Genomic DNA, 19,590 nt, shown 5'->3' on the forward strand with positions numbered 1-19,590 from the left:
TCAATATGGCGATGTCACCAGGGGAAGATAATTTATCACCTGGTGGTTGGGCAACAATAGATGAGGTCTCGGATGTCAATTACGTAAGAAATAATTTAGCAGTGCAGTATGATTTTAAACCTGAAATAGACAGAGTTAACATTTATGAAGTGGTAAAGGAGTTACCAGTAAAAGAAGGGTCAGTTGGACCACAGATAGATTTAAGATTGGATAAATATTTACCGGGAGGCGGTTCTCAAGAGGCTCTTAATGTTCCTCCGCCTTTAAGAATGAAGTATTTAAAATATATAGATAGTGTACCACTTAATAAATAGGAGGTATGAGATTGTTGATAGATGAAATGGGCAATATAATTAGTTGGGTAAATAATAATAAAAAAATAGAATACAAAAAAAAGAATATTTTAGATTATAAATATGTTGAATTTTAGTTATTTTTGAAGACGAGAGTATTTATCCTGTGTTAGAAGGATTGAACGAAGAAGGAAGTATACGATTTAGCTTTGAGTCATCAGATGAAGTAGGTGTTTCGAGATTTGCTAATCATCCGCATATTAAAATTCCTATAGTTGGATGGGAAAAAGAAAATGATTTATATACAGATTTCTATTTTTCCATAAACCCTGTTAATGGTGAACTAAACAAACACTTTAGGTCATATTAAATTTATTAACTAGTTACAAGACTTTATAGGTAGCTAAAGAATAATTAAGAGAATGCCAGGAGCTTTTGCTCCTGGCATTCTTTTATTTAATTATATTTAGTAATAAAGTGGTAGGAAAGCTTGATGTCGGACTATATCTTTCCCTATATCTATATTTGTTCCAAATAAAGGAATCTTATAAGAGCCGAGTATGTTGTTCGTGGAATGAAACGTATTACAACGCACGCTAAGGTAGCAAATATTCGATTCAATGATTTTCGACACGCATACAATCCGTTATTATCCAGGCATGCGTAGATATCGTAAAAATTTCTAAACGATTGGGCCATGCATATCCCAAAATTAGATTAGAATTTTATGCGCATTTATTCCGAATACAGATAGCGATATTGCGGATATTTTTCATCAGACCACTCAAAGTCACTTTAACTATTACAGTAATAATCCAGCGGGCAAATTGCTGACAATTAGTAAAAAAAGAAGTGTATTTTGTGAGGCTTGTGTTAAAGATGGTCCCGACAAGTCTCGAACATGCGACCCCCACCTTGTCGAGGTGGAACAAATGAGTGATAGTTTTCAAAACCAATTACCTTTCACTTAAGAACTGTTAATAGTAAGTAAATATTTGTTAAATAGCAAAACAGCAGCCGAAATTGTATCTTCGGCTGCTTTCTTTATGATTAGATTAGAATCTATTCTTTCATTCCCAAAAAGAACTAAATTACTATGTACATAGTGGTTGTAGGAGTGCGACGGATGTACATTTGCCACAGGATTACCGAAAAGAAATAAACGGTTGGAAGTGACACAGTCAACTTCCAACCGTTTTTATCATTCTCTAGTTAATAGTGTAGTAAAATGTGCAATCCAAAGCAAACCGGAAACCACCCAACACTATGTTATTTCTATTTCTTCATATGTCTAACCTTTTCTTCATCCGGTGTAACAAACAATGTAGTCTGCTCAAAATAAATGACAAACCCTGGTTTAGCACCGCTAGGCTTCTTGACTTGCTTAATCACCGTATAATCTACAGGAACTGAAGATGACTCGCGAGCCTTACTGAAATATGCTGCAAGATTCGCTGCTTCTAGTAATGCTGTTTCGGATGGATTATCTGAATGTATAACTACATGGGATCCTGGGATATCCTTGGTATGAAGCCATGTGTCTGTTTTTTTAGCCAGCTTAAAGGTGACAAAATCATTTTGTTTATTATTTTTACCAACAGAAATTTCTGTTCCATCAGAGGCAATGAATTTTTCAGGTGTTGGTTTCATTGGTTTTTTCTTCTTTTTCGATGCACGTGCTTTTAATAACCCTTGCTCCATTAGTTCTTCTCGGATTTCCTCGATGTCGGTTGGAGACGCCTGCATTACCTGTTGAAGAAGTAATTCAAAGTACGCAATATCTTCTTTTGTTATTTCAAATTGTTGTTCGATTTTCAGTAATGCCGTTTTCGCTTTAGTGTAGCGATTATAATAGCTTTGTGCATTTTGCGTAGCTGTTTTTCGGTTATCTAATGGGATAGTGACTGTTTTACCATTTTCATCGTAGTAGTTGACTAGCTCTACTTCTTTTAAGCCTTTTTCAATTGCATAAGCATTTGCCATTAATAGCTCCCCATACAATTGGAAAGTATCTAGTTTTTCGGCTTGTTCAAAGTCTTTTTGGAGTTTTTTCATTTTCAGTTTTAATTTATTTAATTCGTTTTGAAGCCATCTTTCTAAATCTCCAGCCTGTTGTTTCACACGGTCGCGTTCTGCTTTTGCGAAATAAACTCTATCTAGTAAATTTCCTAGAGTTTCTTCATTAAATTTATCTCCATCTAAATGAGATAAATTATTTGGAGAATAAAACGATTTTCCGTTGTATTCAACGATTTGTTTTGCAGATCCACCTTGCTCAAATTCTCTCATATATGCTTTATAAACTTCTGTCCGATCTGTCCCGTTATTAAATCGATACAGTAATTCTTTTGCATGTAATGGTGAGAAACCAGAAATTTGATCTACAATTTCTTTTGATTCATTAACTGAATGAATCACATCTAAGAGTTCTTTAGAATACTCTAAGGGATGGAGCTTATTTTGAGCGGGAGGTGCAATATAAGGTTGACCAGGTAAAATTGTTCGATAACTATTCATGGAAGGTGATAAATGCTTAATGCTTTCCAAAATAAGATTTCGAGTAGGGTCAACTAAAAGTAAGTTACTATGACGACCCATTATTTCCATGTGGACTTCTCGTGTAATATCATCTCCAATTTCGTTTTTACTTTGAATTTCGAAAATGAGAATACGGTCTGTTTCATGTTGTCGGATGGAAGTGATAATTCCGCCTTCTAAATGCTTACGTAACACCATGCAAAAAAGTGGAGGCTGTGCAGGGTTATCAATTGTTTCATGCGTAATTTGCACTCGCGAATAAGAAGGATGAACTGAAAATAATAATTTATAGTTTTTCCCTTGCGCGCGAATTTGCATTAAAATTTCTTGTGCATTCGGTTGATGTATTTTAGAAATACGCCCAGTTATTAATTGTTGTAGTTCAGTTTTCATTGAAATTGTAAATAAACCATCAAAAGCCATAATATGTCCTCTTTCAAAACGTTATTTTCGATCAAGCTTTGTCGCCATAAATCGGCGCCTGTGCTTTTCTTATAAGAAAAGAAATTATATGATTTTCTAATAAGTATTGTCCAGCTCCAGACGCCAGCTGCTCCTGCGCAAGCTCGTCGCACTAAAAGCGTGTGCTCGAGGTCAAATGCCAGTTTCCTGTGGTGGCTGAGGAACTGCCTCCTCGGAAACCGTCATTTGCTTGTCGCAGCAGGGCGGCGTCTGCCGCTTTTCTTATTATCTTATCATTTTCTGAGAAACTTGTGTTATAATCAGTTAAGTATGTAATTTGAAGAAGTATACGGTATATGAATGTATTTGAAGGAGACGTTATGCGAAGAGAAAAAGGGATATTAATCGTCTTATCGGGTCCGTCCGGAGTCGGAAAAGGGACAGTGAGAAAAGAATTATTTTCAGAGCCTGGTACAAATTATGAGTATTCTATTTCGATGACTACAAGACTTCCAAGAGAAGGAGAAGTAGATGGAGTAGATTATTTTTTTAAAAAGAATGAAGAATTTGAACAGTTAATTGAACAAGGAAAATTATTAGAGTACGCTTGTTATGTAGGAAATTACTATGGTACTCCTATTGATTATGTCAATGAAACGCTTGACTCTGGACGAGATGTATTTTTAGAAATAGAAGTTCAGGGTGCCGCACTTGTGCGTGAAAAAGCGCCAGAAGCACTATTTATATTCCTTGCCCCTCCTAGTTTATCTGAATTAGAGCAAAGACTAATCGGTAGAGGAACGGAAACAGAAGATGTGATTAATTCTAGAATTCAAGCTGCAAGACAAGAACTAGAAATGATGCATTTATATGATTATGTCGTTGAAAATGACGAAGTGACAAAAGCATGCGCTAAAATAAATGCTATTGTTGCTGCTGAGCATTGTCGACGTGAACGTGTTGAAAAAAGATATTTAGCCATGTTGGAAGGGGAATTATAAATGTTATATCCATCAGTAGATTCATTAAAAAACAAAATAGACTCAAAATATTCGTTAGTGAGTGTAGCTTCTAAAAGAGCTCGACAGTTACAAGAAGAAGGCGGCGAACGTTTAACTTCATATATTTCTCATAAACAAGTTGGGAAAGCTTTAGAGGAAGTAGCTAAAGGTGAACTTACAATCGAATCATCAAGTGAAAACGTAATTTACGAGGACGAAGTATAAAATATCTACTTCATTATAGGTCGGTTGAACGACTGTAGGATAAAGCGGTTGCCTTGGATTTTTAAAGAAATTTATTCAGCAGGCTGGATGCAAAATCTGGGCGGAAATACGCCAATGCGAAATTGATGAAGAAGCAAACACCTCCCAAAGAATAAATTTCTTTGGGAGGTTGTTTAGTTAAAGGAACGTATTCGGTTTAAGCTTTAGATCGGGGGAAAAAGCGTATGTTAACTTCAAAAAAAATTGTTGTTTGTGTGACAGGTGGTATTGCTGTTTATAAAGCGGTTGCGCTCGTAAGTAAACTTTCACAGGCTGGAGCGGACGTGCGGGTCATTATGACAAAATCAGCGATGGAATTTGTACAACCCTTAAGTTTTCAAGCAATGTCTCGAAATGATGTATATTTTGATACATTTGATGAAAAAGATTCTAGTGTTATTGCGCATATCAATTTAGCTGATTGGGCGGATTTAGTTATTGTCGCGCCGGCTACTGCAAATGTTATTGGGAAACTAGCAAACGGAATAGCAGACGATATGGTAACTACCACTTTACTTGCTACTACTGCTGACGTATGGATAGCACCAGCAATGAATGTGCATATGTATGAAAATGCTGCGGTTATACGAAACATCGATCAACTTTCAAAAGACGGATATTCATTTATCGAACCTTCTGAAGGTTTTTTAGCATGTGGTTACGTTGGAAAAGGGCGTTTAGAGGAGCCTGAGAAAATCGTTCAACTGGTAGAAGAATATTTTGTTCCAAAAGAGTTACCGTTAAAAGGGAAAAAGGTTGTAGTGACTGCCGGACCTACGAGAGAAAGAATTGATCCTGTGCGCTTCTTAACGAATTTTTCCAGCGGCAAGATGGGCTACGCAATGGCAGAAGCAGCTGCTAAATTAGGAGCAGAAACTATTTTGATATCTGGACCAGTAAGTATAGATACCCCAAGCAATGTAACGCTTATCCCGGTGGAAAGTGCGAAAGAAATGCTTGATGCCGTTCTAAAAGAGTTTGATACAGCTTCTATCGTTATCAAAACAGCTGCTGTAGCGGATTACAAACCGAAAGAAGTACATAATCAAAAAATGAAAAAACAACCTGGTGAGTCTACCATTGTATTAGAGCGAACAACGGATATACTTGCGGAGCTTGGCAGTAGAAAGACAAACCAATTGTTAATCGGGTTTGCTGCAGAAACGAATGATGTACTTCATTATGCAAAAGGTAAGTTGGAAAAGAAAAATGCAGACTATATCATCGCGAATGATGTGACAGAGGCAGGTTCAGGTTTTGGAACGGATACGAATTCGGTCATTTTAGTAGGTAAACATGATATGGAAATGCATTTTCCTCATTTAAATAAACAGGAGCTAGCTCATCAATTGCTTCAAACCATTATCAAACTCGAAAAAGATGAGCCTAAATGATAGTAGAAGTTATAGTTGATGTTTCTGCTTACCCAATTGACCGACCATTTGATTATATTGTTCCTGAGGAATTGAAGGATCTCGTTGAGAGAGGGAGCCGGGTTCATGTTCCTTTTGGAAATCGAAAAGTACAAGGTTTTATTACCAACATTAAAGAACAAACAGATATCGATACTTCCAAGCTAAAAGAGGTTCAATCTATTATTGATGTAGAGCCAGTAGTCACGGAAGAACTGTTACAGTTATCTAAATGGATGACCAATAAAACACTTTGCTATGAAATAGATGCACTTCAAGTTATGCTTCCTGCGGCTTTACGAGCTACATATAAGAAAAATATTAAGCTGATAAATTCGAATGCAGTGGAAGAACCCTTTTTAGCCCTGTTTGGAAAAAAGGACATTATTTCTTACGAGGTAATTGAAAAAGCTGGTTATTTACATCAAATGAAAAAATATTTAACACAAGGTAGCGTTCAACTGGAAACAGTCATAAAACAGCACGCGAAAGCAAAGACGATTACAAAATATAAGGTCATAGCTACTAAAGAATACATTCAAAACCAAATGAGTAACCTAGCAAAAAATGCCGTCAAACAAAAAGAATTAATGGAATGGTTATTAATCCAAGTACAAGATTCTTTTACAATGGAAGAACTAAAAGAAACAGTTAACGCAAATAATAATGTAGTGAAAGCGCTCATTGAAAAAAGTATTTTAGAATTAGAAAAAGAAGAGGTTTATCGAGAGATTACCACATTAGAACATCATGACACGGACCAACGTTTCCAGCTTACAGAGGAACAAGCTGTTGCACTTGAAAAGATTAACCATGCACAAAATCATAAGGAAAACACGACGTTCCTTTTGCATGGGATTACTGGAAGCGGGAAGACTGAAATCTACTTAAATGCAATCGAAAACTCCATTTTAAAAGGAAAACAAGCGATTATGCTTGTGCCAGAAATTTCATTGACTCCACAAATGACTCGCCGATTTAAACTTCGTTTTGGTGATGAGGTAGCTGTTATGCATAGTGGCTTATCGATCGGTGAAAAGTATGATGAATGGCGTAAAATCTGGCGGGGAGAAGTGAAGGTTGTCGTTGGTGCAAGATCTGCCATTTTTGCGCCCTTTAAAGATCTCGGTGTCATAATTTTAGATGAAGAGCATGAATCTACATATAAACAAGAAGACAACCCAAGATATCATGCGAGAGACGTGGCAATTTGGCGTAGCGAGTTTCATCATTGCCCTGTTATATTAGGGAGCGCTACTCCATCACTTGAGTCATATGCTCGCGCTTCAAAGGGTGTATATTCGTTGTTAACGTTGAAAGCACGCGCAAAAGAACAAGCTTTACCTACCGTGAATGTTGTGGATATGCGATTGGAGTTGAAAAATGGTAATCGCTCTATGTTCAGTGTTGAGCTTGCAGATGCGATTAGGGAAAAACTCGATAAAAAAGAACAAATCGTATTGTTTTTAAATAAACGAGGTTTTTCTTCCTTTGTATTATGTCGTGACTGCGGAACAGTCGTGGAGTGTAAGAATTGTGATATTTCCTTGACCTATCACCGTGCGGGAGAGCAGCTTAAATGCCATTATTGTGGACATGAGGAACCAGTTCCAACAATTTGTCCCGAATGTGCAAGTGAACATATTCGCTTTTTTGGTACTGGTACACAAAAAGTAGAAGAAGAAATTGCGAGATTGGTTCCTTTTGCAAGAGTTCTACGAATGGATGTAGACACTACTAGAACAAAAGGTTCCCATGAACGTATTTTAAAGCAATTTGGTGATGGTGAGGCAGACATCTTGCTTGGAACGCAAATGATTGCAAAAGGTTTAGACTTTCCAAACATTACATTGGTAGGCGTTCTAAATGCTGATACTACTTTGCATTTAGCTGATTTTCGAGCTGCTGAAAAGACGTTTCAATTGATGACGCAAGTTAGCGGAAGAGCGGGCAGACACGATAAAGAAGGAAAAGTTTATATTCAAACATACACTCCGGAGCACTACGCAATAGAACTTTCGAAAGCTCAATTGTATGAACCTTTTTATCATAAAGAAATGCTCGTTCGGAAACAGTATGAATACCCACCATTTTATTATTTGACGTTAGTTCAAATAACGCATGAGAATGTTATGCTTGCATCCGAATATGCGAAGCTTGCAACGGATTGGTTAAGAGCCAATTTATCTGATCAATCAATGGTTGTTGGGCCAACAGCATGTGCTATCAGTAAGATACAAAATAGATATCGTTACCAATGTTTGATAAAATACAAAAAAGAACCAATTTTAATTGAAAAACTACAGCAATTAATAAAAATATATCGTACAGAGTGGATGAAAAAAGGTATTATCTTATCGATTGATCTAGATCCTTCCACAATTTTATAGGCGGTTTGAAAAGAGGAAAAAAGAAATGGCAATAAGAGAAATTGTTACACACCCAAATGAAATTCTTACAGCAAAATGTAAAGAGGTTACTGTATTTGATCAGGAGCTAGCAACACTTTTAGATGATATGTACGACACGATGATCGCTTCAGATGGAATCGGAATAGCTGCTCCTCAAGTAGGGGAAACAATTCAAGTTGCAATTGTGGACCTTGGCGAAGGGCAAGAAGTCATTGAAATGATCAATCCAGAAGTAGTCGAAATTGGCGGTTCCGAGATTGAAGTGGAAGGTTGCTTAAGTTTTCCAGATATTTATGGGGAAGTGGAACGTCCATTTTATGTAAAGGTAGAAGCGCAAGACCGAGACGGTGCATTATATGAATTAGAAGCAGAGGATTATGAAGCAAGAGCCATCTTGCATGAAATTGATCATCTACATGGTGTTTTATTTACATCCAAAATCATTCGTTATGTGGATTTGGAAGAAGTAGAGAAAGAGCTAGAGGAGGAACAACTATGACATCAATCATTTTCATGGGGACCCCTACATTCTCGGCTCCCATTTTACGCATGCTTGTAGAGGAAGGCTATGATGTGTTAGCTGTTGTCACCCAGCCAGATCGTCCAGTCGGAAGAAAAAAAGTGTTAACTGCTCCCCCTGTAAAAGAAGAAGCGGTTAAGCTAGGACTTCCTGTTATCCAGCCTACGAAACTGAAAGGGTCGGAAGAATTACAGGAAATTATAGCATTGCATGCAGATATTATTATCACTGCTGCATTTGGTCAATTACTACCAAAGGAGTTGCTAGATGCTCCTGAACTTGGCTGTATTAATGTTCATGCTTCCTTGTTACCTGCATATCGTGGTGGAGCGCCTATTCATCAAGCGATTATAGATGGGCAGGACAAAACAGGTGTAACAATTATGTATATGGAAGAAAAGCTAGATGCTGGAGATATTATTGCACAACGTGAAGTCACAATAAGCCATACAGATGATACTGGACTTCTGTTTGATAAATTAAGTGTAGTAGGTACTGATTTATTAAAAGAAACGTTACCATCTATCATTTCGAAAACAAATAATCGAGTGAAACAAGATGAGTCTCTTGTGACATATGCAAAAAATATTTCGCGTGAGCAAGAACGAATTGACTGGAACAAATCAGCACAAGAAATACACAATCAAATTCGTGGTCTGCACCCTTGGCCAGTTGCGTACACAACACTTGAAGGACAATCGGTAAAAATTTGGAAAGCAGACATTATGCAAGTGAAAACGAAGGAACTACCAGGAACTGTTGTGAAAGTGGAATCGGATTATTTTGTTGTTCAAACAGGCTTTGAAGAAGCAATTCGAATAGATGAATTACAGCCAGCTGGAAAAAAGAAAATGTCCGTAGTAGATTATTTGCGTGGCGTAGGTTCGAAATTGCGAATAGGGGATAAATTTGAATGACAAAAAAACAAGAAAAAATTTGGGTTGGTAATGTTCGAGATGCGGCACTCACAATATTAATGGCAGTTGAGAAGCAACAGGCATACAGTAATTTATTATTACATCAAACAATCGAAAAATATAATATTGAAGATAAGGACCGTGCGTTATTGACAGAGTTAACGTATGGAACAATTCAATACAAAATGACGCTGGATTATTATTTACAACCGTTCATCAAAGGAAAGTTGGAAGACTGGGTCTTACAGTTACTTCGCCTCTCTCTATATCAAATTCAATATCTTTCTCGTATTCCAGACCATGCGGCTGTAAATGAGGCAGTGAATATTGCGAAAAAAAGAGGTCATAAAGGTATAGCAGGTGTAGTAAATGGTATTCTTCGTTCTATTTTAAGAGAAGGCGTTCGATCTACTGAAGAAATAAAAGATGAAGTAGAACGACTATCTGTTGAAACAAGTCACCCTCTTTGGATGGTAAAGCGTTTTATATCTGAATATGGTTTTGAAACAACTGCTAACATGTTGAGAGAAAATAATGAGCCTCCTGTGACAACGCTTCGAGTAAATTTGTTTAAGCGTACAGTGGATCAAGTTCTTCACTTAATGACACAAGAAGGATATGTTGTTGCACAAAGCGAAGTTATCCCAGAGTGTATTTATTTGTATAATGCTCAAGCTGCAAAAACTACTGCTTTTCAAAAGGGATTTGTAACAATTCAAGACGAGAGTTCCATGATTCCAGCGTATGCACTTCAAGTTGAACCAGGTATGACCGTTTTAGATATGTGTTCCGCACCAGGCGGGAAAACAACGCATATTGCTGAAAAGATGAAAAATACCGGAAAGCTCATAGCAATGGATATCCATCAGCATAAACTAAAGCTAGTAAAAGAAAATGCTGACAGATTGGGCTTTAGCTTTATCGAAACGGTAGAAAAGGATGGGCGAAAAGCATCAGAGGAATACCCTGAACAGTCTTTTGACCGAATCTTAGTAGATGCACCATGCAGTGGTTTAGGTGTGATGAAGCGTAAACCAGATATTAAGTACACTAAAAATGAAAAAGATTTTGCATCGTTAAAACCGATTCAACTGAACTTGTTAGAAGAAGCTTATAAACTTTTGAAGAAAGATGGTTTATTAGTTTATAGTACTTGTACAGTAGATCGAGAAGAAAATGAAGGAACCGCCAAATTGTTTTTAGAGGCACACCCAGATATGCAACTACAAGCTTTTCCAGACGTTATTAAAAACATCAAAGACAACCAGCAAGACGGAATGCTTCAATTATTCCCACAAGATTTAAGAAGTGACGGCTTTTTTGTATCCGTATTTAAGAAAAGCGGAAGCACCTCTATCTGACCCAACAAGGAAATGAGGGAATTGGAAGTTTTTCAATGTACGCCACTTTCTGTGGCAAAGCAGTCATGACCCGCCTCGAGCGGCCATAGGAGGCAGGTCTTCAGCCATCGCAAACGGTTTTATTGTTTTAGTTTGCGACGAGATTGCCAAGGACAGTAATTTCACATTGGACTTGGAGAGGAAAGGTGCTGGAGTCTGGAAAGTTACAATTTAGAAATGTCTATAGTTTCTTATTTGTAAAGAAAGCTTAAGACGCCCACTATGCCGATAAATGGCAAAGATAATTTTCATTTCATTTAAAGAGGTGAAGGAGTAAATGGAGTTTGTTGTTAAAACGGATGTTGGAATGAGAAGAACGGTAAATGAAGATCGGGCGGACGTATTTGTTCGCTCCGATGGGCGCATTTTAGCGGTAGTGGCGGACGGTATGGGTGGTCACAATGCTGGTGATGTCGCAAGTGAAATAGCTATATCCGAGTTCAAAAGATACTTTGCGGCATATAACCCTTCCATTGTAAAGGCTAAAGACTGGTTGACATATACGTTTCAGTCGATTAATCAGGCAATCGTTAAACATTCAACCGTCAATAAAGGTTGTGAGGGAATGGGTACTACGCTCATTGCTGGATTATTTGAACAGAATAAAGGAATTATTGCTCATGTAGGAGATAGCCGCGTATATGAACTTTTACCGAACGGTATTGGGAGAATTACGAGAGATCATTCTTATGTAAATGTATTGATCGACTCAGGTGAAATAAGTGAGGAACAAGCTCAAACGCACCCGAAGAAAAATGTTCTTATGAAAGCAGTTGGAACAGAACAAACAATTCAACCAGATTTTCATGAAGTAGAATTTCAACCGAATTCCTATTTTCTCTTTTGTACAGATGGACTAAGCAATAAATTAAGTGAACCGTTCATTCATTCCATTCTATACTCAAATACGTCTTTAGCCGAAAAAGGTGCAGAGCTTGTAGAAGAAGCAAATCGCGCAGGTGGAGAAGATAATATTTCTTTAATAATACTATCTAATAATAGTGAGGAGGTGTGAGGATGTTAATAGGAAAAAGAATTAGTGGCAGATATAAGTTGCTAGAAATGATAGGCGGCGGAGGTATGTCCCACGTTTACTTAGCGCATGACATGATATTGGATCGTGACGTTGCCATAAAAGTACTTCGTTACGATTTTTCTAACGAAGAGGAATTACGTCGTCGTTTTCAACGTGAAGCATTATCTGCAACCAGCCTCACACACCCAAATATAGTGAATATATACGATGTCGGTGAAGATGAAGATATTCACTATATCGTGATGGAGTATGTTAGAGGTGAAACATTAAAACAATACATACAACGTAATGCACCAGTTTCTCCGGTAAGAACAGTAACGATTATGAGACAGCTAACATCTGCCATTGCTAATGCGCATAACAACCATATTATTCATCGGGATATTAAACCGCAAAATATCTTATTGGATGAAGAAGGTAAAGTTAAAATAACGGACTTTGGTATAGCAATGGCTTTGAGTGCAACATCCTATACCCAAACAAATTCAGTGCTTGGGACAGTCCATTATTTGTCTCCTGAACAAGCTCGTGGTGGAACAGCTACGAATCGTTCCGATATTTATGCTTTGGGGATTGTATTGTTTGAGCTGCTAACTGGACAACTTCCTTTTTCAGGTGAATCGGCAGTTTCCATTGCATTAAAGCATTTGCAAACTGAAACTCCGTCCATTCGTTCGATTATTCCTTCCATCCCACAAAGCTTGGAGAATGTGGTCCTAAAAGCAACTGCTAAAGACCCAAATAATCGATACCATTCTGCGGAGGAAATGGAAGAAGATTTAGCAACTGCCTTGTCACCAGAACGAGCAGATGAAGCTAAATTTGTAATAGCTGTCGACAACGACGCAACGAAGGTTTTACCTGTTATTAAAGAGCCGATTCCTTTTGAAGAGGTTTCAGAAACAAAAAAAATACCTGTTGCACCAACTAAGTTGGATAAGAACGTTCCAAAGAAAAAGATAAAAAAGTGGAAAATTATAACTGGGGTTATAGCAGGTGTTCTACTACTAGCATTACTATTTGTCATTCTCTTCCCTGGACTATTTAAACCAGATAAAGTAGAAGTGCCTGATGTGGCAAATTTAGATGTACAAGCTGCTATTGAACAAATAGAAGCGGAAGGTTTCGTGGTAGGTGAAGAGATATTAGAGTTTTCCGATGAGGTGGAAGAAGGGAATGTTATTCGAACCTCACCGGAAGCAGGGAAACTTCGCGAAAAAGAAACAAAAATAGATTTGTTCGTTTCATCAGGAAAAGAAACTTCTGAAATTGCCGATTATAGAGGGAGAAATATTGATGAAGTAACAGAATTACTTCAAAATCAAGGATTACGTTCTATTAAACCCGAAGAGCAATTTTCGGAACAGCCAATTGGGACAATTATTGAACAAGATCCACCATCAGGAACTGAAATTATTCCATCTGAAACAGATTTAATATTTACTGTTAGTAAGGGACTGGATTTACGTACAGTAAGTGACTTAACTGATTGGAATGAAAAAGCATTAAAGGATTATGAGAGATCTTCTGGTTTTAAAATAAAAATAGCAGGTTCGAAGTATTCCGATACCATCCAAAAAGGTAATGTGATTAGTCAAGAACCTCAAGCAAACAAAAAAGTTGCGCCTGGAAGTACGATAGAGGTTGTGGTCTCAGATGGACCAAAACCTGCTTCTACAAAATTGGTAGTAAAAACGGTGACGATCCCTTACGAGCCTCCAAACACGGAAGAAGAGGAGGGTGGGGTTGAGGGAGAAGAAGATGAAGAGCAACCTACCCAAGAAGAACAAGTTGTAAGAATCTATGTGCAAGATAAAACACGTACAATGGCCGTACCTATTGAAGAGTTCGTATTAACTCAAACAGTAGAAAAACATATTAAGCTAGAAATAAGTGAAGGACAAAAAGCTGCATATCGGATAGAAGTAGGTAACACAATATTTGCACAAGAAACGATTGATTATAAGGATGTAAAATAGGGAGGTTACGGATGCCGACAGGTCAAATAAGAAAAGCATTAAGTGGATTTTACTATGTTTATGACAATGGAGAAATGATAACTTGTCGAGGAAGAGGCGTATTTCGCAATAGAGGAGAATCTCCGTTAGTAGGAGATATTGTTGACTATAAGGTGGAAGGGGATAATGACGGAACAATTACGGTCATTCACGAACGAAAAAACAGTCTCGTTCGTCCTCCTATCGCCAATATTGATCAAGCAATTTTAGTTTTTTCTGTGAAGGAACCAGACTTTAATACAATCTTATTAGATCGCTTTTTAGTAGTATTGGAGTCATTTCACATTGAACCAATTATTTGTTTAACAAAAAGTGATTTACTAGATGAAAAGATGGAGAAAACAATCGAACAATATATAAAAGAATATGAACAAATTGGCTATAAGGTTTTAATGACGTTTAAAGATGACCCGCAATTTGACGACAAAATTACTCCTCTATTAGAAGGAAAGACTACGGTGCTTGCCGGCCAATCCGGTGTAGGTAAATCTACGCTTTTAAATACGATATTACCTACACTTAACTTAAAGACTGGTGTAATTTCGGATGCTTTAGGACGCGGAAAGCATACGACACGACATGTGGAACTTATAGAGGTATGTGGTGGCTTACTCGCTGATACCCCTGGTTTTAGCTCTTTTGAGTTTGAATTAATGGAAAAAGAAGAACTATCAAGATGTTTTCCAGAGTTCGTAGAAATTCAGGATGAGTGTAAGTTTAGAGCATGTTTGCATGTAAATGAACCAAAATGTGCAGTAAAAAATGCAGTAGAATCAGGAAGCATAAAAGATTATCGATATAAACATTATCTACAATTTTTTAATGAAATAGTGGAAAGAAAGCCGAGGTACTAAATTATGGTTAAAATTGCCCCATCAATACTAGCAGCTAATTTTGCAAAGCTGGGAGAAGAAGTGTTAGAAGTAGAAAAAGCAGGTGCTGAGCTTATTCATATAGATGTAATGGATGGTCATTTTGTTCCGAATATTACGATGGGACCAATTGTAGTGGAAGCATTACGACCTTTAACGAAGCTCCCTTTAGATGTACATTTAATGATTGAAAATGCCGATCAATATATTGAGTCATTTGCAAAAGCAGGTGCGGATTATATTACGGTTCATGTAGAAGCAAGTCCACACTTACATCGTACGATTCAATTGATTCGTTCTTTTGGCGTAAAACCGGGAGTCGTGTTAAATCCACATACTCCAATTGAATCGATTCAACATGTTTTAGAGGATATAGACATGGTCTTATTTATGACAGTAAACCCAGGCTTTGGAGGTCAAAAATTTATTCATTCAGTTGTGCCAAAGGTAAAACAATTGGCAGATATCGTGAAAGAAAGAAATTTAGCGATCGAAATCGAGATTGATGGCGGAATAAATGAAGAAACGATTATTCCTTGTGTAGAGGCAGGAGCTACGATATTTGTAGCTGGTTCTGCCATCTATAATGCAGAGGATAAAGGGAAGGCTTTACAAGCAATAAAAGAAGCCGGTTTAAGTGTAGCAGTAAAATGAAAACGGTCATCGTTTGCTCAGGAGGTCCAGTAGAGGAAGTTGTTGATTTTAAACAACTTCCTTTTTCCAAAGAAGATACTTTTTTTATCGGTGCTGATCGCGGAGCTCTTCATTTATTAACAAATGGAATAACGCCACATGAAATTATTGGTGATTTCGATTCATTAAAAGAAGAAGAATTTCATTTATTAGAATCAACGGTTGAAAAAGTGACAGTTTTACAAGCCGAGAAGGATGAAACAGATACACACATAGCAATACTGCGAGCTATAGAATATAAACCGGATAACATTATTTTAACAGCGGTAACTGGTGGGAGACTCGATCATTATGAAGCAGTTTTACATGATATGATACGCTTTCAAATGAACTATCCGGAAATTGTTTTCTACATACGTAATAAGCAAAATATTATTCGTTTTTTATTACCTGGAATACATGAAATTAAACCTGATTCACATTTTAAATATATTTCTTTTTTTTCGTACGGTGAAACAGTTGAAAATATTTCTCTTAGAGGCTTTCTGTATGAAGTTACCAAAGAAAATATTTCATTTGGCAATTCCAAATTTACTAGTAATGAAGTAAGTGGACGAATTGGTACTATCTCTTTTACTGCTGGCATATGTTTAATGATAAGAAGCAGCGACTAAAAGGGAGGAATTGTGTGTGAAGGTATACACATTTAGATTGCCTAAATCAGTAAGTAGTTTTGTAAGAGTTTGTATTCGCATGTTTAAGAAAGAAGAAGTCAAGAAGTAACAGATGATGGACGCAAGTCTTCTGGGGAAACAAAAGAAAAAATGCCAGGTCGACTGTTGTCGGCCTGGCATTAATTATGAGTACGATTAAACGCGCTCAACTTTTCCTGATTTCAAAGCTCTAGCAGAAACCCAAACACGTTTAGGTTTACCGTCTACAAGAATGCGGACCTTTTGAAGGTTTGCCCCCCATGTACGCTTGTTGGCGTTCATTGCGTGAGAACGAGCATTACCAGAACGAGCTTTACGCCCAGTGATTGCACATACTTTTGGCATTATATTTCCTCCTTTAAAAAAGAAGCTGAAAGATTTTTCAGTTCGATATTTCACATACTTTAATAATTTACCACAGACTAATATGAAGTGCAAGCATATCAAGAAAAAAACCTTTACACCATATTTAATGTGGAAGCGCTTGTTCTGCCCTGACAAGCAAATGAGAAAATTCTATGTCCAACCCTGTTGGACGTAGAAGATTCGCATTTGACCGAGGGGCAAAGCGCTGCAACTGGATATCTTGAAATGCGCAAGCGACTAGTATAGGAATACAGTCTAAGTTCGCGACATCGTGTCACAACGACTGCATGACCCACTTCCTGTGGGCCTCCAGACAGGCAAATGGGGAAAAGCGAGGAGGCAGCTCTTCAGCCACCACAAACGGTTTAATTGTTTGAAGTTTGCGACGAGCTTGCGCAGGAGCAGCTTTTTCACATTTGACCCCGAGGGGCAAGGCGCTGGAGCTGGACAAAAAGAAATGCGCAAGCGCCTATTTTTCCCGCGAATGGTAATATCCACTGCGACGAGTTGTGGGCAGGAGCAATGTGCTGAATAAAAAGAGTAAAATGAAAAATGCATCAAATGTTACACGTTTTTTGCCTATCTATCCATCATACCCTATAATATAGAAGGAAATAGTATAAAAAGTAAACGCTCTCTTTTATAATTCTGAACGGTGTAGTACAATAAAGGGTAGTCAAAAAGACTTGGGAGGTTTCATCATGTCAATTGAATTGAAAAATGAATTCGGACAAATTGATATATCGCAAGATGCAGTTGCACAAATTGCAGGCGGAGCCGCTATAGAGTGTTACGGAATAGTTGGTATGGCATCTAAGCATCAAATTAGAGATGGATTAACAGACATATTAAGAAAAGAAAATTTTACAAAAGGCGTTATTGTAAGACAAGAAAAAGAAGACCTACATATTGATATGTATATTATTGTTAGTTACGGAACAAAAATTTCTGAAATAGCTTATCAAGTGCAATCAAAAGTGAAATATACACTAAATAAATCTCTTGGTATGTCAGTGAAATCCGTAAATGTATATGTACAAGGAGTTCGCGTGGCAAGCGTGTGAATGAGGGAGAGAAAACAATGAAATCAATTAATGGTATACAGTTTGCAGATATGGTTAAAATGGGTGCTCACCACCTTTTTCAAAACGCAGACTACGTAGATGCTTTAAATGTTTTTCCAGTTCCTGATGGAGATACTGGCACAAATATGAATTTATCGATGACTTCTGGTGCTAAGGAAACAGCAGCTCATACTGTAGAGCATATCGGTAAAACAGCTCAAGCATTATCCAAAGGTTTACTAATGGGAGCTAGAGGTAACTCTGGGGTTATTCTTTCTCAATTATTCCGTGGGTTTGGAAAATCAGTTGAGCAATCTTCTACACTAGATGCTAAACAATTTGCTGAAGCTTTAAATTATGGTGTAGAAACAGCATATAAAGCAGTGATGAAGCCGGTAGAAGGTACTATTTTGACTGTTGCAAAGGACTCTGCTAAAAAAGCGGTAGAAGTGAGCGAAACAGAAGACGATATTCGCCTATTAATGGAAGCAGTTGTAGAAGAGGCAAAAGCTTCGTTAAATAGAACACCTGATTTACTTCCAGTACTTAAAGAAGTTGGGGTAGTAGATAGTGGCGGACAAGGGCTGTTATTTGTATATGAAGGCTTTTTAGCTAGCTTAAAAGGTGAAGCATTACCTGAGAAAACAGTTAATTCGTCAATGGATGATTTAGTGAGTGCTGAACACCATAAAAATGTTCAAGGATTTATGGATACGTCCGAAATTGAATTTGGATTCTGTACTGAATTCATGGTTCGTTTTGAGGATGGTAAAAAAGCATTTGATGAAACCTCATTCCGAAACGATTTAAGTGCTTTTGGTGATTCATTATTAGTCATCTCAGACGACGAAATTGCTAAAATCCATATCCACTCTGAAACACCAGGGGAAGTATTAACATATGGCCAACAATATGGAGATTTGATTAAGATTAAAATCGAAAACATGCGCCAACAACATACAGATATCGTAGGAGAAGGATACTCGAAAGAAATTCCCGCAAAAAAAGCAGAGATACATCCTTATGCAGTAGTAACAGTTGCGATGGGCGAAGGTATTTCGGATCTTCTAAAAAGCTTAGGAGCTTCCGCAGTAATTGAAGGCGGACAAACAATGAATCCTTCAACCGAGGATATTGTAAAAGCAATCGAGGCAGTGGGAGCAGAACGCGTCCTCATCTTACCGAACAATAAAAACATTATTATGGCTGCTGAACAAGCAGCAGAGGTGATGGGTATTGAAGCAGCTGTCGTACCAACGAAAACACTTCCACAAGGAATGGCAGCTATTTTAGCATTCAATCCACAAGCTACTGTAGAAGAAAATAAAAAGCATATGACCGAAGCGTTTTCTCATGTTAAAACAGGTCAAGTTACTTTCGCAGTTCGGGATACTTCGATTGATGGCGTGGAAATTAAAAAAGATGATTTCATGGCTCTGGCAGAAGGGAAGATTATTCTTTCTAATCCTTCTAGAGAAGAGGCAGCAACTAAGCTTGCAACAACGTTGATCGATGAGAATGCAGAAATCGTAACAATCATTTACGGTGAAGATGTTACGGAAGAAGAAGCAACTAAATTTGCGGCTTTCATTGAAGAGCAATTCGAAGATGTTGAAATTGAATTATATAACGGTAAACAACCTTTATATCCATATATTTTATCGGTTGAATAGAAATAAGATGCCACGAGGAATGAAGTTTACTTTCCCCGTGGTTTTTTTTGGATAGAT

19 protein-coding genes are annotated in these 19,590 nt (G+C 37.4%); 17 read left to right on the forward strand and 2 right to left on the reverse strand.

Annotation, left to right across the window (positions count from 1 at the left end):
- The first annotated feature begins 5 nt into the window (after window positions 1–5).
- Window positions 6–314 (forward strand): hypothetical protein, encoded by a 309-nt coding sequence (locus tag P2Q73_RS05820; RefSeq protein WP_275784883.1) that lies wholly within the window; start codon window positions 6–8, stop codon window positions 312–314.
- Window positions 315–459: 145 nt separating this feature from the next.
- Complete coding sequence (locus P2Q73_RS05825) at window positions 460–663, forward strand: hypothetical protein (RefSeq protein ID WP_275784884.1); 204 nt, start codon at window positions 460–462, stop codon at window positions 661–663.
- Between the two features lie 905 nt (window positions 664–1,568).
- Here the strand turns inward: P2Q73_RS05825 and P2Q73_RS05830 are convergent.
- Entirely contained in the window at window positions 1,569–3,254 is a 1,686-nt protein-coding gene (locus P2Q73_RS05830; protein WP_056829212.1) for an Rqc2 family fibronectin-binding protein, read from the reverse strand.
- Between the two features lie 359 nt (window positions 3,255–3,613).
- Here P2Q73_RS05830 and gmk point away from each other — a divergent pair, with 359 nt between their 5' ends.
- The 13 genes from gmk to spoVM all read left to right on the forward strand — a co-directional run bounded on the left by gmk (window position 3,614) and on the right by spoVM (window position 16,500).
- Window positions 3,614–4,234, forward strand: coding sequence for a guanylate kinase (gene gmk, locus P2Q73_RS05835; protein WP_053592156.1), 621 nt, complete (start codon window positions 3,614–3,616; stop codon window positions 4,232–4,234).
- Window positions 4,235–4,459, forward strand: coding sequence for a DNA-directed RNA polymerase subunit omega (rpoZ, locus tag P2Q73_RS05840; RefSeq protein WP_053590027.1), 225 nt, complete (start codon window positions 4,235–4,237; stop codon window positions 4,457–4,459).
- 224 nt (window positions 4,460–4,683) lie between these two features.
- Window positions 4,684–5,892: a bifunctional phosphopantothenoylcysteine decarboxylase/phosphopantothenate--cysteine ligase CoaBC gene (coaBC, locus tag P2Q73_RS05845; RefSeq protein WP_275784889.1), complete on the forward strand. Its 1,209-nt coding sequence runs from the start codon at window positions 4,684–4,686 to the stop codon at window positions 5,890–5,892.
- Window positions 5,889–8,300 carry a primosomal protein N' gene (gene priA / locus P2Q73_RS05850; RefSeq protein ID WP_275784892.1) on the forward strand — a complete coding sequence of 804 codons (2,412 nt, stop codon included), beginning with the start codon at window positions 5,889–5,891 and terminating at the stop codon, window positions 8,298–8,300. The genes coaBC and priA overlap by 4 nt, the downstream gene beginning before the upstream one ends.
- A gap of 25 nt (window positions 8,301–8,325) precedes the next feature.
- Window positions 8,326–8,820 carry a peptide deformylase gene (gene def, locus P2Q73_RS05855; RefSeq protein ID WP_275784895.1) on the forward strand — a complete coding sequence of 165 codons (495 nt, stop codon included), beginning with the start codon at window positions 8,326–8,328 and terminating at the stop codon, window positions 8,818–8,820.
- On the forward strand, window positions 8,817–9,758 hold the full coding sequence (fmt, locus tag P2Q73_RS05860) for a methionyl-tRNA formyltransferase (protein ID WP_056829222.1): 942 nt from the start codon (window positions 8,817–8,819) through the stop codon (window positions 9,756–9,758). Before def ends, fmt begins: the two co-directional genes overlap by 4 nt.
- The gene (rsmB, locus tag P2Q73_RS05865; protein WP_275784899.1) at window positions 9,755–11,119 is read left to right on the forward strand and encodes a 16S rRNA (cytosine(967)-C(5))-methyltransferase RsmB; all 1,365 of its coding nucleotides are present in this window, start codon (window positions 9,755–9,757) and stop codon (window positions 11,117–11,119) included. Before fmt ends, rsmB begins: the two co-directional genes overlap by 4 nt.
- 316 nt (window positions 11,120–11,435) lie before the next feature.
- A complete protein-coding gene (locus P2Q73_RS05870) occupies window positions 11,436–12,173 on the forward strand; it encodes a Stp1/IreP family PP2C-type Ser/Thr phosphatase (RefSeq protein WP_275784902.1) in 738 nt (245 codons plus the stop codon).
- A 2-nt stretch (window positions 12,174–12,175) separates the two neighbouring features.
- Entirely contained in the window at window positions 12,176–14,173 is a 1,998-nt protein-coding gene (pknB, locus tag P2Q73_RS05875; protein WP_275784904.1) for a Stk1 family PASTA domain-containing Ser/Thr kinase, read from the forward strand.
- Window positions 14,174–14,184: 11 nt separating this feature from the next.
- Window positions 14,185–15,066 carry a ribosome small subunit-dependent GTPase A gene (gene rsgA / locus P2Q73_RS05880; protein WP_275784908.1) on the forward strand — a complete coding sequence of 294 codons (882 nt, stop codon included), beginning with the start codon at window positions 14,185–14,187 and terminating at the stop codon, window positions 15,064–15,066.
- A gap of 3 nt (window positions 15,067–15,069) precedes the next feature.
- On the forward strand, window positions 15,070–15,738 hold the full coding sequence (gene rpe / locus P2Q73_RS05885) for a ribulose-phosphate 3-epimerase (RefSeq protein WP_056829233.1): 669 nt from the start codon (window positions 15,070–15,072) through the stop codon (window positions 15,736–15,738).
- Window positions 15,735–16,391: a thiamine diphosphokinase gene (locus tag P2Q73_RS05890; protein ID WP_053590017.1), complete on the forward strand. Its 657-nt coding sequence runs from the start codon at window positions 15,735–15,737 to the stop codon at window positions 16,389–16,391. The genes rpe and P2Q73_RS05890 overlap by 4 nt, the downstream gene beginning before the upstream one ends.
- Window positions 16,392–16,407: 16 nt before the next feature.
- Window positions 16,408–16,500, forward strand: a complete 93-nt coding sequence (gene spoVM, locus P2Q73_RS05895) for a stage V sporulation protein SpoVM (protein WP_156316786.1) — start codon at window positions 16,408–16,410, stop codon at window positions 16,498–16,500.
- Window positions 16,501–16,586: 86 nt separating this feature from the next.
- Here the strand turns inward: spoVM and rpmB are convergent, their stop codons facing one another.
- On the reverse strand, window positions 16,587–16,775 hold the full coding sequence (gene rpmB / locus P2Q73_RS05900; RefSeq protein WP_053590016.1) for a 50S ribosomal protein L28: 189 nt from the start codon (window positions 16,773–16,775) through the stop codon (window positions 16,587–16,589).
- A gap of 722 nt (window positions 16,776–17,497) precedes the next feature.
- On the opposite strand from rpmB, the gene P2Q73_RS05905 reads away from it, so the two are divergent.
- Together P2Q73_RS05905 and P2Q73_RS05910 are read left to right on the forward strand one after the other, a co-directional pair.
- The gene (locus P2Q73_RS05905) at window positions 17,498–17,860 is read left to right on the forward strand and encodes an Asp23/Gls24 family envelope stress response protein (RefSeq protein ID WP_053590015.1); all 363 of its coding nucleotides are present in this window, start codon (window positions 17,498–17,500) and stop codon (window positions 17,858–17,860) included.
- A gap of 17 nt (window positions 17,861–17,877) precedes the next feature.
- Window positions 17,878–19,533 carry a DAK2 domain-containing protein gene (locus P2Q73_RS05910; protein WP_275784917.1) on the forward strand — a complete coding sequence of 552 codons (1,656 nt, stop codon included), beginning with the start codon at window positions 17,878–17,880 and terminating at the stop codon, window positions 19,531–19,533.
- The last annotated feature ends 57 nt before the right edge of the window (window positions 19,534–19,590 follow it).

The sequence above is a fragment of the Bacillus sp. Cr_A10 genome (assembly GCF_029222665.1).
Taxonomy (GTDB): Bacteria; Bacillota; Bacilli; order Bacillales_A; family Planococcaceae; genus Psychrobacillus.